Annotated in this window: 18 protein-coding genes and 2 tRNA genes; 13 read left to right on the top strand and 7 right to left on the bottom strand. The window is 32.3% G+C overall.

The window, feature by feature from the left end:
• Positions 1 to 62: 62 nt before the first annotated feature.
• From BKH45_RS03710 to cmoA, 7 genes are all read left to right on the top strand, one after another.
• Positions 63 to 683 carry a trimeric intracellular cation channel family protein gene (locus BKH45_RS03710; RefSeq protein ID WP_095274136.1) on the top strand — a complete coding sequence of 207 codons (621 nt, stop codon included), beginning with the start codon at positions 63 to 65 and terminating at the stop codon, positions 681 to 683.
• 27 nt (positions 684 to 710) lie between these two features.
• A complete protein-coding gene (locus BKH45_RS03705; RefSeq protein ID WP_095274135.1) occupies positions 711 to 1,553 on the top strand; it encodes a 3'-5' exonuclease in 843 nt (280 codons plus the stop codon).
• Positions 1,543 to 1,791: a hypothetical protein gene (locus tag BKH45_RS03700; RefSeq protein ID WP_095274134.1), complete on the top strand. Its 249-nt coding sequence runs from the start codon at positions 1,543 to 1,545 to the stop codon at positions 1,789 to 1,791. The genes BKH45_RS03705 and BKH45_RS03700 overlap by 11 nt, the downstream gene beginning before the upstream one ends.
• A gap of 90 nt (positions 1,792 to 1,881) precedes the next feature.
• Positions 1,882 to 2,520, top strand: a complete 639-nt coding sequence (locus tag BKH45_RS03695; RefSeq protein WP_095274133.1) for a superoxide dismutase — start codon at positions 1,882 to 1,884, stop codon at positions 2,518 to 2,520.
• A 97-nt stretch (positions 2,521 to 2,617) separates the two neighbouring features.
• Positions 2,618 to 3,799: an MFS transporter gene (locus BKH45_RS03690; protein WP_095274132.1), complete on the top strand. Its 1,182-nt coding sequence runs from the start codon at positions 2,618 to 2,620 to the stop codon at positions 3,797 to 3,799.
• Positions 3,800 to 3,846: 47 nt separating this feature from the next.
• Entirely contained in the window at positions 3,847 to 4,629 is a 783-nt protein-coding gene (locus BKH45_RS03685; protein WP_095274131.1) for a thiazole synthase, read from the top strand.
• Positions 4,629 to 5,342, top strand: coding sequence for a carboxy-S-adenosyl-L-methionine synthase CmoA (gene cmoA / locus BKH45_RS03680; protein ID WP_095274130.1), 714 nt, complete (start codon positions 4,629 to 4,631; stop codon positions 5,340 to 5,342). The genes BKH45_RS03685 and cmoA overlap by 1 nt, the downstream gene beginning before the upstream one ends.
• On the opposite strand, the gene BKH45_RS03675 is transcribed toward cmoA, so the two are convergent.
• Positions 5,339 to 6,364, bottom strand: coding sequence for a bifunctional 3,4-dihydroxy-2-butanone 4-phosphate synthase/GTP cyclohydrolase II (locus BKH45_RS03675; protein WP_095274129.1), 1,026 nt, complete (start codon positions 6,362 to 6,364; stop codon positions 5,339 to 5,341). The genes cmoA and BKH45_RS03675 overlap by 4 nt on opposite strands.
• A gap of 116 nt (positions 6,365 to 6,480) precedes the next feature.
• Between BKH45_RS03675 and BKH45_RS03670 the strand changes: the two genes are divergently transcribed.
• Both BKH45_RS03670 and BKH45_RS03665 read left to right on the top strand, forming a co-directional pair.
• Positions 6,481 to 6,555: transfer RNA gene (locus BKH45_RS03670), tRNA-Gln, on the top strand.
• Positions 6,556 to 6,608: 53 nt separating this feature from the next.
• A tRNA-Met gene (locus BKH45_RS03665) sits at positions 6,609 to 6,685 on the top strand.
• Positions 6,686 to 6,951: 266 nt separating this feature from the next.
• On the opposite strand, the gene BKH45_RS08810 is transcribed toward BKH45_RS03665, so the two are convergent.
• Positions 6,952 to 7,107, bottom strand: a complete 156-nt coding sequence (locus BKH45_RS08810; protein ID WP_180675610.1) for a hypothetical protein — start codon at positions 7,105 to 7,107, stop codon at positions 6,952 to 6,954.
• Positions 7,097 to 7,219, bottom strand: coding sequence for a hypothetical protein (locus tag BKH45_RS09050; RefSeq protein WP_257874491.1), 123 nt, complete (start codon positions 7,217 to 7,219; stop codon positions 7,097 to 7,099). The genes BKH45_RS08810 and BKH45_RS09050 overlap by 11 nt, the downstream gene beginning before the upstream one ends.
• A gap of 177 nt (positions 7,220 to 7,396) precedes the next feature.
• On the opposite strand from BKH45_RS09050, the gene BKH45_RS03660 reads away from it, so the two are divergent.
• Genes BKH45_RS03660 through BKH45_RS03650 form a run of 3 tightly spaced genes read left to right on the top strand, consistent with a single transcriptional unit; the run spans position 7,397 to position 9,064 of the window.
• On the top strand, positions 7,397 to 7,810 hold the full coding sequence (locus BKH45_RS03660; protein WP_095274128.1) for a very short patch repair endonuclease: 414 nt from the start codon (positions 7,397 to 7,399) through the stop codon (positions 7,808 to 7,810).
• Positions 7,807 to 8,910 (top strand): DNA cytosine methyltransferase, encoded by a 1,104-nt coding sequence (locus tag BKH45_RS03655; protein ID WP_095274127.1) that lies wholly within the window; start codon positions 7,807 to 7,809, stop codon positions 8,908 to 8,910. Before BKH45_RS03660 ends, BKH45_RS03655 begins: the two co-directional genes overlap by 4 nt.
• A gap of 1 nt (position 8,911) precedes the next feature.
• Positions 8,912 to 9,064: an HpaII family restriction endonuclease gene (locus BKH45_RS03650; RefSeq protein ID WP_095274126.1), complete on the top strand. Its 153-nt coding sequence runs from the start codon at positions 8,912 to 8,914 to the stop codon at positions 9,062 to 9,064.
• A gap of 574 nt (positions 9,065 to 9,638) precedes the next feature.
• On the opposite strand, the gene BKH45_RS03645 is transcribed toward BKH45_RS03650, so the two are convergent.
• The 4 genes from BKH45_RS03645 to BKH45_RS03630 form a co-directional block, all read right to left on the bottom strand.
• A complete protein-coding gene (locus tag BKH45_RS03645) occupies positions 9,639 to 10,040 on the bottom strand; it encodes a YbgC/FadM family acyl-CoA thioesterase (RefSeq protein WP_095274125.1) in 402 nt (133 codons plus the stop codon).
• A gap of 293 nt (positions 10,041 to 10,333) precedes the next feature.
• Positions 10,334 to 10,876, bottom strand: a complete 543-nt coding sequence (locus tag BKH45_RS03640) for a hypothetical protein (protein WP_095274124.1) — start codon at positions 10,874 to 10,876, stop codon at positions 10,334 to 10,336.
• Positions 10,877 to 11,189: 313 nt separating this feature from the next.
• Positions 11,190 to 12,017, bottom strand: coding sequence for a CPBP family intramembrane glutamic endopeptidase (locus tag BKH45_RS03635; RefSeq protein ID WP_095274123.1), 828 nt, complete (start codon positions 12,015 to 12,017; stop codon positions 11,190 to 11,192).
• A 113-nt stretch (positions 12,018 to 12,130) separates the two neighbouring features.
• Positions 12,131 to 12,625, bottom strand: coding sequence for a hypothetical protein (locus BKH45_RS03630; protein WP_095274122.1), 495 nt, complete (start codon positions 12,623 to 12,625; stop codon positions 12,131 to 12,133).
• A gap of 512 nt (positions 12,626 to 13,137) precedes the next feature.
• Here BKH45_RS03630 and BKH45_RS03620 point away from each other — a divergent pair.
• Positions 13,138 to 15,399 carry a TonB-dependent receptor gene (locus tag BKH45_RS03620; RefSeq protein ID WP_095274120.1) on the top strand — a complete coding sequence of 754 codons (2,262 nt, stop codon included), beginning with the start codon at positions 13,138 to 13,140 and terminating at the stop codon, positions 15,397 to 15,399.
• Positions 15,400 to 15,517: the final 118 nt, after the last annotated feature.

Raw genomic sequence — 15,517 nt, 5'->3', positions numbered from 1 at the left:
CAATGGGATTTTACTAAAATTTTCGATATATTAAGGTGAATTTTTGAGGAGACAAGGATAGAATGTTATTGACAATACTTTATGTAATCGGGATCACTGCAGAGGGGATGAGTGGGGCACTAGCAGCAGGGAGACATAGAATGGATCTTTTTGGCGTGATGTTTATTGCTCTTGTAACTGCTATTGGAGGGGGTTCTATAAGAGATGTGCTTTTTGGGCATTATCCTCTTACTTGGGTAGCCAATCCTTATTATATTCTCATCATTTGTGTAGCTGCTATTTTAACAACACGGATTTCTTCGGTAATAAGCAAGCTTGAGTCTTTGTTTTTATTGTTGGATTCTTTGGGATTGGTGCTTTTTAGTATTATTGGGGCAGAAGTAGCAAGAAAAATGGACTATGGTTTTGTGCTTATTATTACAAGTGCAGTCATTACAGGGGTGTTTGGTGGTATCTTAAGAGATATTTTTTGCAATCAAATCCCTTTGATATTTCAAAAAGAACTTTATGCGGGTGTAGCGATGATTACAGCAAGTTTGTATTATGTTTTGATTGAATATTTTAATATTGAAATTCTTATTGCAAGCATCATAACTTTAGTTTGTGGGATTATTTTGAGACTTTTGGCAATTTATTATAAAATAGGACTCCCTGTTTTTATCTATGAAGATAAACAAAAATAAAATAATGTTATCAATTAAGGAAAACAAATGATTTGTGTATTTGATATTGAAACTGTTCCTGATATCGAACTTATCAAAAAAGGAATTCCAGATACTCAAACTATCGGACCTATTGAAATATGCGAGATGGCGATGGAAGATCAAAAACAAAAAAGTGGCAGTAATTTTTTACCTATTTATCTGCATAGAATTATTTCTATAGCTAGTGTTATTGTTGATGAATATGGGCATTTTATCAAAGTGGGAAATTTTGGCAAAATAAATTTTGATGAAGGAAGTTTTGATGTTGATTTGATAGAAAAAAATCTCATTGCAGATTTTTTAAAATTTTTCAACAAATCCCAACCAAAACTCGTAAGTTTTAATGGTAGGGGATTTGATTTGCCTGTAATCATGCTAAGGGCTATGCGGTATAATTTATGCGCGAATGCTTATTATGAGCAAGATAACCCGGCATTTAATAAAAGCAAATGGGAAAATTATCGCCAAAGATTTAGCGAGCGATTCCATACTGATTTGCTTGATAGTTTGGGACATTTTGGGATGGCGCGCAGTTTGAAGCTTAATGATATTTCTTTGATGTTAGGTATGCCCGGTAAATACGATATGAGCGGTGATGAAGTATATAGAATTTATTATGATGAGAAAATAAACAAATTAGACAGTCTTACCAAAATTGATGAATATTGCCAAAGTGATGTTTTAAATACTTATTGGCTATATTTAAAATATGAGCTTTTAAAGGGAGAGATAAATTTGGAAGATTATTTAAATATTTTAGATGAATTTTGCAATAAAATCCCACAAAATCAAGGTTATAGCGAGGTCTTTACTCATGCTATCAAAAAGGAGCTTGAAAATGCACGATGAAGAATCCACAATCAATGCTTATGGAGAGATAATAACCAAAGATGGATTGATTGAAGAAATTCAATCTTTGCTTAATCGTTTGGAAGATTCCACAGAACAAACTAATTTGAATTCTGCTTTAATGAAATCTTTAGATATTCATTCTTTAAATTCTATTAGAGATAGTCTTTTAAGCAAGTGTGGGAAAGAAATAGAGTTGAACTTAGAGTGGCTTCAAACCTTAAAAAATAAACAATAGATTTTATTTCTCATTTATCAAAAATCGAATGAAAATGACTATAATTAAAGGCATTCACAACTAAATGATTAATTTATTAAGGAGACAATTATGTTTGAATTAAGAAAACTACCTTATGGAAAAGATACTATGGGTGATTTTTTGAGCCCGGTTACATTTGATTTTCACTATGGAAAACACCATCAGGCTTATGTAACAAATCTTAACGGTTTGATTGAAAATACTGAATTTGCCGGTAGTGAGTTATTTGATATAATAACAAAAGCAAAAGGAGGTTTGTTTAATAATGCTGCCCAGGTCTATAATCACGATTTTTATTGGGATTGTATTGCCCCTGTTGCTTCAGAAGCGGGTTTGGAGCTTCAAGAGCAGATTCATAAAGATTTTGGTTCTTTAGAAGCCTTTAAGGATATTTATTTGAAATCTGCCACAAGTTTATTTGGCTCAGGTTGGTGTTGGCTTGTTTATGATAGTACTTCACAAAAGCTTGAGATTATCCAAACAAGTAATGCAGCTACTCCTCCAACAGAAGGAAAGATTCCTGTATTGGTAGTAGATGTATGGGAACATGCTTATTATATTGATCACAAAAATGCCCGGGCTGTTTATTTGGAAAAATTTTACAATCATATTAATTGGAACTTTGTTTCACAGGCTTATGAATGGGCGAAGAAAGAAGGGATAAATTCAGTAAGATTTTACATGAATGATATTCACAAAAAATCTTAAAAATTTCTTCTTTAATACCCGCTTTTTGCGGGTTTTTTTATGCTTTTATCAAATAGTTGTATATGCAACATTATTTTATCATACAGAGGATTAAGGGATGAATACACAAGAATTACAACTCAAAAATACAGATAGCTTTATTTTCAAAACAGCTCTTTTCGCTATTGCTGCTACCACCGTTTTGGGAAGCACGATTATTGCCCCCTCTTTGCCCGCACTCCAAGAACATTTTTCAGATGTTGAAAATATTGCTTTTTTATCTAAACTTATTTTAACACTTCCGGCACTTTTTATCATGATTTTTTCTCCTGTTAGCGGGTTTATGCTTGATAGGTTTGGGAGATTGAAACTTATTTATCCTTCGATGATAATTTGGAGTATCTCAGGGACAAGCGGGTTCTTTTTGGATAACCTTTACTTATTGCTTGTTTCAAGAGCTATTTTTGGTGTGGCTACAGCATTTTTAATGACAGGTGTTAGTGTACTTTTGAGTGATTATTATACAGGTATCAAAAGAGAAAAAGCTTTGAGTTTGCAAGGGTTTTTCATGGCTTTTGGGGGCGCGATATTTTTAATTTTGGGAGGCTATTTGTCTAATTTAGATTGGAGATATCCTTTTTTAGCCTATTTACTTGGAATTGTAATTCTGATTTTTGCATTTTTTATGTTATTTGAGCCTGCCAATCATCGCAATATTGATAGTAATAATACGTCATCTAATACAAAATTTTGTTTTATGAAATTTATCCCTGTTTATTTGCTGGGCATTTTTTGTATGGCTATGTTTTATATTGCGCCTACTCAGTTGCCATTTTTTATTTCTCATACATTAGGATTAAAAAGCTCTTATGTAGGGATTTCAATGGCAGTAGCTTCTGTTTCTATGGCGATTTTTTCTTTATTTTATAGCCGCTTGCGTTCTTATTTGGATATTTTTAGAATCTATTTTTTAGCATTATTTTTGATAGGGACATCATTTACTATTGTAGGAGTTTTTCATAATTATACAACGGTTTTGATTTCTTTTGTGCTGATGGGGGCGGGGCTTGGAATTATGATGGTCAATAATAGCTCTTGGCTTTTTAAATTAGCCAAGGATAATCAACGTGCCAAAGCTTATGGATTCTTGGCTGCCTCTCTTTTTATGGGGCAATTTATTTCTCCTTTTATCACTCAGCCGGTGGTAGAATATTTTGGGCTCAATAGCATGTTTTGTATCTTTGGAGGGGTTGTTTATATGGTTGCTTTAGTTTTTTTATTTGCCAAAAAACATCTATAAAGATTTGCTATAATCAAAAATATTTTAAAGACTTAAAAGGTAAAATTATGGCAACAGATTTATTAAAAATAGGCAATAAAACCTTTCGATCAAGATTAATAGTAGGGAGTGGAAAATACAAGGATTTTGATACTACAAAACAAGCTACCCTGGCTTCAGGATCACAGATGATAACTGTTGCGGTCAGAAGGGTGAATATTATAAATAAAAATGAAGAAAATTTATTAGATTACTTTAAGGATACAGAGATTGAATTTTTGCCAAATTCTGCGGGTTGTACCAATGCGCAAGAGGCTATTACTTTGTTTAGACTTATCAAAGAAGCCATAGGTATTGAGTTTATTAAGCTTGAAATTATTGGTGATACGCAAAAAACACTTTATCCTGATGTTTTAGAAACTCTTAAAGCATGTGAAATTTTGGCAAAGGAAGGATTTTGTGTGCTTGCCTATAGTAACGATGATCCTATTATGGCTAAAAAACTTGAAAATGCCGGAGCAAGCGCAGTGATGCCTTTGGCTGCACCTATTGGAAGTGGTTTGGGTATCCAAAATCCTTACAATATAGGGTTTATCAAAGAAGCTATTAGCGTACCTGTAATTGTAGATGCGGGTGTGGGGTGCGCTTCAGATGCTGCCATAGCAATGGAGCTGGGTGCAGATGGGGTTTTGAGTAATACTGCCATAGCAATGGCTAAAGATCCTGTTATGATGGCAGAGGCGATGAAATATGCAGTCATTGCAGGGAGAAAAAGTTTTTTAAGTGGCAGGATAGAAAAAAAGTCTTATGCAAGTCCAAGTTCTCCTATTTTTGGAATGGCAAGGCTTTAATGAAAGATAAAATATTTACTAAGATTTATTCTAAGCAATTTGAATTTGATGAAGGGGTTGCAAGTGTATTTGATGATATGGCGCTCCGTTCAATCCCTTATTATTGTGAATCTTTGAAGTTAAGTGTTGATTTTGCTTTGAATGCTTTGGGAGAGCAAGGAATTGTTTATGACTTGGGATGCTCAACAGGAAGTTTTTTGATTGAACTTGCCCAAAAAATAAAAGGGATGCAAATAGATTTGATAGGTGTTGATAGCTCTAAAGCCATGATAGAAAGAGCCAAACTCAAAGCAAAAACTTACGGGAAAGAAATTGAATTTATTTGTAAGGATTTTCTGGACATAGATATTCACAATGCTTGCGTGGTGGTAACAAACTATACAATGCAGTTTGTAAGACCTATGCAAAGGCATATATTAGCGCATAAAATTTTTGAAGGGCTTTGTGAGGGCGGGATTTTGATTATGAGTGAAAAAATGACAAGTCAAGATAAAGTCTTAGATAGGCAAATGATTGATAGATATTATCTCTATAAAAAAGAACAAGGATACACACAAAATGAGATCAATACAAAACGAGAGGCATTAGAAAATGTCTTGATACCCTATACGTTAGAAGAAAATTTTAAGATGCTTAAAGAGGTTGGATTTCAGAGTGTAGAAGTCCTTTTTAAATGGGTAAATTTCGCGACCTTGATAGCAAGAAAAATCTAAACTTCAATATATTCTAATAATCGCAAATCAAATCCGCTTAATGCGCTATATTCTCGAGTATTATTTGAAGTAATGAGTTTAAAATCTTGAATATTTAAGAGTTTTAAAATCTGTGCTCCAATCCCAAAACTTTTGATAACATCGCCATTATTGGCATTGTCATTAATAAATACTAAATACCCTCCATCTTGCTTGATTTTGGCAATAGATTTCATTAAAAATTCATAATTTTGTGCATCATTGAGGAGTTCATAATCAGTTTTGATCGTATGAAATCTGACAATAGGTATAGGGTTATTTTGAAATTTGAAGGCAAAATGTTCTCTTTGGAGATGGTCAATAAGCGTGATTTTTTCACATTGTGTTTCTAAGAAATTTGTTTTATTTCTTGAAATAATTGTTAATAAATTTTCATTTTGAAGTCGATAGCTGATGAGATCAGAGACATAAAGGATTTTTAAATCATGCTTTTGAGAAAAATCAAGGAGAAATTTATCTCCTCTTCTTGCCATAGAACCATCTTCTTTCATAATTTCACAAATCACACCAATAGGCTTGAGACCCGCGAGTTTGCATATATCAATACTTGCTTCTGTATGTCCGGTCCTAACCAAAACTCCCCCATCTTTGGCAATAAGGGGAAATATATGCCCGGGACGAACAAAATCTTTGGGAGAAGTATTATCATTGCACATGAGTTGGATAGTGAGATCGCGCTCAAAAGCAGAAATACCTGTTTTTGCTTCTTTGGCATCAATAGAAACGGTAAATGCAGTTTCATGATTGGAACTATTATGTCCTACCATAGGGGGGAGATCAAGTTTTTGAGCAATTTCTTTACTCACAGAGACGCAAATTAATCCCCTTGCTTCTTGGGCCATAAAGTTGATTTTTTCGGGTGTGGAAAAAATCCCTGCCATAACCAAATCGCCTTCATTTTCTCTGTCTTCATCATCCATGATAATAATCATCTCACCATTTTTTATAGCTTTGATAGCTTCTTTTACTCGATCAATATACATTTTTAAGTTTCCTTATGTTTTGAAGATGTAATTATAGCTTAAGATTGTTTTTATTGACAATATTTTATAAAACTACTATAATTCTGCCCTCAATAGAATTTTTATTGAATTTCAATTGGGGTATCGCCAAGTGGTAAGGCAGCTGGTTTTGGTCCAGCCATTCAGAGGTTCGAATCCTTTTACCCCAGCCACTTCTTTCTTAATTTCTTAAAATTTTTGTTTTTTTAAGATTTTAATTTTTTGTCGCGGGATAGAGCAGTCCGGTAGCTCGTTGGGCTCATAACCCAAAGGTCGGTGGTTCAAATCCGCCTCCCGCAACCATATACGATATTCTATTTCATCTTCGCTTATATATTATATCTCACTCATACCCATCAGTCCGTCCATGCATGATATTTTTTATACAAATATTTTAAATAGCGCTATTGTATTTTAATGAGTGATTTGATTGTCACAGATGGTACGATTATTTTGGGCAAGTCCGTTTTGAACATTTTTCCGACTTAACTTTTTTATATTTATGAACAGTATTTAAAGCTGACTTCGCCAAGTATTATTTTAGTATTGTCATTACAGGTATTATGAAGCTAATTCATCGGTTCTAATAAAGTTATATTTATTTTGCTAACCAAAAACACTACAATCTCTGCTCCGGAAGCCACTGCCAATAAAACTAATTCTCCAATATTCTCCGGCAATATCTCTTTTTTGAAAAATAATTTTCTTTCCGGTTTATTTTTCAATTCTAATCCCATAATATTTGCCAACAAATTCAATGTCTTGCATCAAAATTTTACATAAGTCATTAATATTTTTAAAAGTTTGTTCTGATTTAAATGTCTTAATCTCAGTCATATCAATATTCCTCCTTGTTTTTATGTCGCACAAGGAATGTATCACATAACCGGTTAAAGAAGACAAAAAATACAAGAAATAAGTTATATTTGGACATATTTTAGAATTTTACATATACCATTTATAACAAAACTTCAAAATAGGATATAAATACAATGTTTAATATATAATTGATACATGGATAGACTTACCAAAGAACAAAGAAGAAAAAACATGCAAGCTGTCAAGAATAAGGACAGTAAAATTGAGCTTTTGCTCAGAAAAGCTTTGTGGAATAGGGGATATAGGTATCGTAAGAATTGTTCAAATATTGAAGGGAAACCTGATATTGTTCTTTCAAAGTATAAAATAGCAATATTCTGTGACAGCGAATTTTGGCATGGCTATAATTGGAAAACAAGAAAAAATGATATAAAATCTCATCAAGATTTCTGGATAAAAAAAATTGAAGGAAATATAAAAAGAGATGAAGATGTTAATAGAATACTGGAAGAACAAGGATGGAAAGTAATAAGATTTTGGGGTAAAGATATTCAAAAAAACTTAGAAGCATGTATTAATAAAATTGAAAAAGAGATAGGTATTCAATGAATGCAAATGTCGTAATTAAAGAAGATGGCGTGAAAAAGACCTTCAGTAAAGGACAAATCCATTTGATTGATAAGATGATATTAACCGGAGATATTCCTTTTCCTGCTCCGAAAAACTCTAAATTCACTTTTATAGATTTATTTGCGGGTATTGGTGGGATGAGAATAGCATTCCAAAATTTAGGTGGGAAATGTGTATTTAGTTCCGAAATAGATGAAAAAACTCAAAAAACTTATACTTTGAATTTTGGGGAAGTCCCCGATGGAGATATTACCAAAATAAACGAGAATAAAATTCCTGACCATGATATTTTGGTTGGAGGATTTCCTTGCCAAGCTTTTTCGATTGCAGGCAAACGAGGCGGGTTTGATGATACAAGAGGAACCCTTTTCTTTGATGTTGCAAGAATCATTAAAGCAAAACAGCCAAAAGCATTTTTTTTAGAAAATGTAAAAGGTTTGATTAATCATAGAGGCGGTAAGACACTGGCTACAATATTGAATGTTTTAAGGAATGGACTTGGATATGTTGTTCCGGAACCCAAAATAATGAATGCAAAAAATTTCGGAGTTCCTCAAAATAGAGAAAGAATATTTATTGTAGGTTTCAGATGTGATTTGGGAATAAAAGAAGAAGACTTCTCTTATCCTGAACCGACTGATACTACAAAAACAATTAGAGATATTATGGAGAAAGTTCCTGTCTCTGCAAAATATTATTTATCAACTCAATATATTGAGTGTCTTCAAAAGCATAAAAAAAGAAATGAGGCAAGGGGCAACGGTTTCGGCTATGAAATTAAAGATTTAGACGGAATCTCCAATACAATTGTTACAGGTGGCATGGGCAGAGAAAGAAATCTTATAATTGATTCAAGATTAAAAGATTTTACACCTGTTACGCATATAAAAGGTGAAGTGAATAGAAAAGGTATTCGTAGAATGACCCCCAGAGAATGGGCACGCTTACAAGGTTTTCCTGATTTTTTTAAAATAGAGGTTGCTGATGTCAGTGCATATAAACAATTTGGAAACTCTGTCGCCATTCCTGCAATACAAGCAACTGCCAAGAATCTGATTGAAAAAATTATAGAGGAGTAAAATGATTACACAAAATAAGGGTGAGTGGAGTGAGCTATACGTTTTTCTAAAATTATTAGGAGATGGTATTCTGTATGCCGCAGATGCAGATTTAAATAAAAAAGAAGATTTATACTATCCTTTAATAGAAATTTTACGAAAAGAAAACGGATAGGAAAAACATTATATAAAAGATGATGTAAATATAAATATTGTTGATGGAAAAGGCAATTTAATCCTTTCGTTATCCGCATCAGAATTTAAATTAAAGGCACGAACATTATTAGAAACTGTTAAAAAGTCTGACAGCACATTTTGCGTTCCAACAATAGAAGAATTTATTTAACTTAAGCCTTTAAATTATTTAAGAATTTCTGATTAATCAGTTTATATTTCCATTGTGTATAAAAGTCAGATACATGTAAAATGGGGTAAAATGACCTTTAGAAGCGAATTAAAGATAGCTATGGAATATAGAAGTAAGGTAATAAAAAATACTTTTTTATATATAGATAAAAAATAGTTAAAAATATTTAGATATTTATAAAAAGTTGCATTAACTTTGCCTAAAATAATCAAACCATGTATTCATTTACCGCTATTTCTACATTCAATAAGGATAGTTCTCTTTTGTGTTACCAGTTTTGAAGCTCCATAGGAGAAAAAAGAAAGCTTGGTTATAGAATTTTAGGGATAAACCTAACTTAAGTGATAAATATTAAGCTTTGATTACAAGATACTTACAATTCTTAGTTTTCATTTAAAATTTTTATAAAATTTTCGGGGATAAGAGCAGGTGTGGTTGTTTTAAAATCAATATAGCCAATTTTAATTTCCATTTCAAATATTTTGTCTCTGCAATTTTTTTGAGCAGTATTTTCAAAAATTTTAAAAATTTCTTGTTTAAGCAATACAGAGACATGCTTGATTTTTATAACTTTTGTTAAGACTTCAATCTCATCTCCCAGCATGGCGCTCCCAATAAAATTAGCATTTAAAGCCTTGACGACAAAACCATTTGTTGCTTGAGTAGGACTGAGTCCTAGTGAAAAAAATTTTTCACTCCTTGCGCGTTCGCAATATTTGATATAATTAGCATGATATACAATACCTCCGCAATCAGTATCTTCGTAGTAAATTCTGATTCGCACTTTATAAACTCCTTATTGATAGGTTTTGAGAATATTTTAATAATATTTTAAAATTGTATCTGATTTTTTTAATTTCCAAAACTCTTCTAATTTCGATATAAAAATATTGAAAAATTATCTATATCAAAGAATTTTAGGAGATATTTTGCAAGTCTTATAAAATCAACCCGGCCTTGATTATTGGACAAAATATTTGGCAATGAGGTCGTGATGATAATATTCGTAGTCTTTGTTTATTGTTTTTCCGGGGAAATATTTTTTTACGATGTTTTTTGAATTTTTTTTAAATTGGATTATTTTCCACTGAAATAACCTGTTAAAATAGTGATACATAGCCCTGCAAAAAAAGTAATCCAAAGAGCTTTTTTGTGCTTGGAGCGGCGTATCATTAAGATTCCTGTAAAATAAAAAATCACCAAAGCGCTGCCAAATGCCACACCAAGTACGTCAAAATACCATCTTCCTTGTGCAAAATGAAGGGCTAGAAGATTGCTGATAGGATCTCTTTGAAGGGTTTTGATGGTGAGAATATTTTCTTTTTGTCTGATTTGGGCTATATAACTCATAATCCCTATCTGAACTCCTTGTTTATCTCGTGTGGGTTTGAGGTTTTTGTCATGAGGAATTTTGAGATGATTGGTTTGCAGAAAATGAAGCAAAAAATCTTTCATTTCCTCAGGATCAAGTAGGGCATCGTGTTGGATTTCATAAGTTTTACTTTCTATATTTCCATAATAACCCACCAAAAATAAAATCCCACTAAAAGCATATACAAAAGCTAAAGGTAAGAAAAATATACTTGAAAACAAATGCAGGGTATGAGAAAATTTTTTCATAATTTATTCCTAAATATAGTTTTTATTCTAATAGCTTTTTGCAATGCTAAAAAATATCATTTTAGAGGACTAATTTTTGCATTTTATTTATCATTATTTTTATATTATGATAAATAGAGATTTATCTAAAATTTATAAAAAAGCATTATTTATAGATAAAATTAAAATGCTTTTCATTATATAATTAAATTATAAAAATAGTTATTATTATATATATTAAAAAATTAAAATAAGATAAAATCCAAACAGATGGTTTTGAATGAGTATTTATAAATTTTTATATCTAAAAATAGATATAAAAATTAAAATAATATTATCCTTTATATATCGGATATGTAAAAAACAATAAATGAATCAGATTAAAACTAAAATGAAAAAGAGTGCTTACCCATAATCTCCCGCTCCACATCCATGCCATACCATAAATGAACCCTGCCAGAGTAGCAAATATGATTAGTAATGCCCCTCCTGTGTAATGAGCCAAGCCAAATAAAATCGCGCTAATCCATAAGCCTAAAGATTTTCCAAGCCACCCACTTAAGCGTCTTTGGATATAGCCTCTAAAGAGCGCTTCTTCGGCAAGCGAAACAAAAAATAAATTAGCCAAAGCAAATTGCCATAGCCATGGGGGAAGGTGAGGTTCAATTTTTAACCCGCCTAAAGCTGTAGCTATAAGCAACAATACAGGCATACAAAATATTAAAATAAGCCAACTTTTCCATGTGTGATTAGAAGAAGAGGGTACATAAAATAAAGTGGGGAGCGCGCCTAAGAGAACAAATACCAAAAGGGCTTTATCAAAATTAAAATACATTGAATAAGGAGCGCTATGGGGTCCTACTAGGATTTTATCCAGTATTTTAGGGTTGTTAAAACCGGGGATATCATGCAAAAATAACAAAACTCCAAAGCCTGCTAAAATAATTTCGGTGATGATGAATAAGGTAGTTTTTGTTTTATAATATTGATGCACAAGTGTAATGCCAAAAATGATACATAAAAATGTAATCGATAGAGGCGTGAGGATACCTTGTATCCATGCAATAATAATTGCACCTATCAGAAAAATAAATGAAATAATATTTTTAAATGATAAAAAAACTAATGAGATAGCTAACAAAATCCATGGTGCAAACAACATAAAAATCCTTAAGGGTAAAATTTGATAAATAAAAAATTTATTATAAAGTAATGAAGCTGAAAAATTTTATTCTTGGATTATTAGTGAGTTTTGAATTATATTGTATAAAATATTTAATCTGCAAAATACGACGTAGAATAAAAATTAGATTCCATGCAAAATTTGGCTAAAAACAGCATTTTGTATAAAATTGCCATAAAATTAAGACAAGATTTTGTCTTAATTACTCCGGACAGCTTTGTATCAGATGGGGTTAGGTTTGAAGAAGATTGATCAATTTGCAAGATAAGCTCAAGAAATTTTATCCTCAAATAATCCACTCCCGGAGATTTTTGAGTGCGTATTTCTTGAAAAATCTTTATACAAGATTTTTGGTCTGAAGATATGGAGAATTTTCTGCAAGATTTTTCGTTCAAAGCATAAAGATTGATATTTTTGAGGATTTTGATGATTTCTTTATGGGCACTATCAAGCTCAATTAAAAATGAAATACTCTCAAGAAATCTCAAAGGCATTTGAGAGTTTAGAATTTTCATATTTAAATTTGCTATTCCCAAAGTTCCCAAAGAATTTTGATGAAAGGTTTTGGGCATCTTATCTTTTGCCAATGAAATATCATGAATCCCCTCACAGCAAAAAATAATATAAAGAAAATTATCACTTATTTTTATAATAGGATTATCCTCATATTGACCATGATATTGGGCACAAAGAAGTTTGACACCATCAAAAAGAGTAAGAGTTTCAATATTAGCTTTACCTTGTTGCTTTATCTGATAATAGGTTGTCTGAGTGATTTTGAAGTTCTAAAATAGGAGAATGATAAAAATTTATAAAAATCATTAAATCGTATTTATAACCTTGAATATGCCTTTTGTTTGGTATTTGGTAAATTAGACTTTATCTCAAACAAAATAATAAAACCCATTCTTATAAATCTATAAATCCTACTATAAATCCCTATTGCTTTCATCAAAAAATAATTTTATAGCATTAAATAAAAATTAAAAATATTTCTTATAGAAATAATCATTAATATAGCTAAAAAAATATTTTATTAAAAATTAATAATGATTGTCATAATATATCATTTTAAAAATAAATATATGAAAGGCATAAGATGATTAAGAAAGCATTTTGTTTAAGTTCTATAATTTTATCTCCTTTGCTCATGTTGGGTGATGATATAAAAGAAGAAAGTTCAGAAAAAAGCTATACGCTTGAGAGATCAGTTGTATCTGCTACAGGTTTTGCTCAAGATATTAAAGAAGCCCCTGCCTCTATATCGGTAGTTGATGAAAAAAGCCTTCAAGAAGTAGATTATCATGATCTGGCCCAAGCAGTTTTTAATATGCCCGGTGTAGATATTGGGAGTACACGGGGTAAAACCGGAGGGTATGAAATTTCTATACGCGGTTTGCCTGCAATTTATACATTGATTTTGCAAGATGGCTTGCGTCAAAATGTTGCCGGAGATGTAGGGACACAAAATTATGGGTGGGCGCAAGCATTGAATGTATTTATGGCTCCCAGGGTTGCAATTGATCGCATTGAAGTAATCCGAGGACCTATGAGCACGCTTTATGGGAGTGATGCTATTGGAGGGGTAGTCAATGTCATTTTAAAAAAACCTAACATGAGTGAATGGGAGAGTGCTTTGGAATTTCAAGGCACTGTGAATGAGCGCACTGAATTTAGTGATTATTATGGAGTGAATTTTTATACTTCAGGACCTATCATAAAAAATAAGCTTGCCATTGCGCTTCGAGGGAACTATACTTATCGGACTCCATCAAGAATAAATTTTAAATACACCGGTATTGATAACCAAGTTCATACAGCTGAGCCCGGGTATATTGGCAATCCCACAGAAGGTAATATTTATAATATTGGACTAAGGGTAGCTTATGAGATGGATGAAGCAAATTATTTTTATCTTGATATTGCTAATGGTTATCAGAATTATGATAATCGCAAGAAACAACTTGGTGATTTTACTTCTTCGCCAAAATTCTATATCAATTGGCGCACTAATTCTGTGCTTGCACACTTAGGAAGCTATAGTTGGGGAAAAACTAAAACAACCTTACAATACAACAATACGACCAATTTAGGGCGTGTTGTGCCTTATGTCATTTCACCTACAAATCCAAATCACCAAAATAGGGATATCAAAGGGAATGATATGATTTTGCAATCTCAAGCTTCTATCCCGGCTTATACAAATAGTTGGTTTGCTGATACTTTGACTATTGGGGCGCAATATTGGCTACAAACCTTTCATGATGCCCCTTATGGAACTAATCCTTATCCTTGGAGCCATGATGGTTCAAAGAAAGACAAAGCCGATACTACTCTTGTGGATACTAATCATATTATTTATGCCGACAATCCAAAAGGTATCAATACACTCAAACATCAAGTCGCTATTTATGCAGAAGATGAGGCGATCTTTGCAGATATGGTAACACTAACCTTTGGAGGAAGATATACTTATGACAGTCAGTTTGGATCAGATTTTTCTCCGAGGGGGTATTTGATGATCAACCCACTCTCTTGGCTACAAATTCGAGGGGGGATTTCGGGATCTTATAGACAACCTTATGTGAGTGAAATAACCAATTCAGCTTATGGATTTGGCGCGCAAGGTGGGGCACCTTTTATCGGGAATCCTGATTTGAAGCCGGAGACTTCTTGGGGTTATGAGGGGGGATTGGTATTTGATTTTGATTATATAGGGCTTTCAGGAACTTATTTTAGAAATGATTACAAAGAAAAAATCAATCGCGAATCAGTTAATTTAAATGAACTTAATTGTGTCAATCCCTTTGTTGTTGGTCATGATAAAGGCGATAAAACCACTTGTAGCACGCTTACTAATGTTGATAAGGCTTACACACAAGGGGTAGAGGTAACTTTTGAAATCAAGCCTATTTATGGGTTTCACTTCAATGCAAATTATACTTTCACCGATAGCAAACAACTTACCGGCAAAGAAAAAGGCAAACCGGTTACTAACACTCCAAGCCACCAGGTCAATCTGACATTGGGTTATAATATATTGAGCAAAGCAGACATATATTTGCAAGGGGTATATAAATCCGAGCGATACCGCAATCCCAGAAGCGATGAAGCAGGTATTACCAAGTATTGGGGAAGTTATATTGCTAATTGGTATAAGCCCTATTATGTCTTCAATCTGGGGGTGAATTATGCCATCAATAAAAACTTTCGTATTGCCTTTGGTATCCAAAACTTGCTGAATCAAAATTTTGTTGATTACCGTTCTTTTTCAAAGAAAGATAAAGATTCCCTCATTAATTTATATAGCAATACATTTGAGGGTAGACGTTATTTTATTACGTTGGCAACGAGATTTTAAATCCTTGATCTGAAATTTGTCTGCAAAAAGGAGGGGAAATTCCAAAAAAGCATACAGGGAGGTAGAATTTATTATTTTTTTGTAGAATTTTAGGAAAAACTTCCCTTGATATTTGAAA

The organism is Helicobacter sp. 11S03491-1 (assembly GCF_002272835.1).
Classification (GTDB): domain Bacteria; phylum Campylobacterota; class Campylobacteria; order Campylobacterales; family Helicobacteraceae; genus Helicobacter_J.
This window is presented reverse-complemented; position numbering and strand designations above follow the sequence as displayed.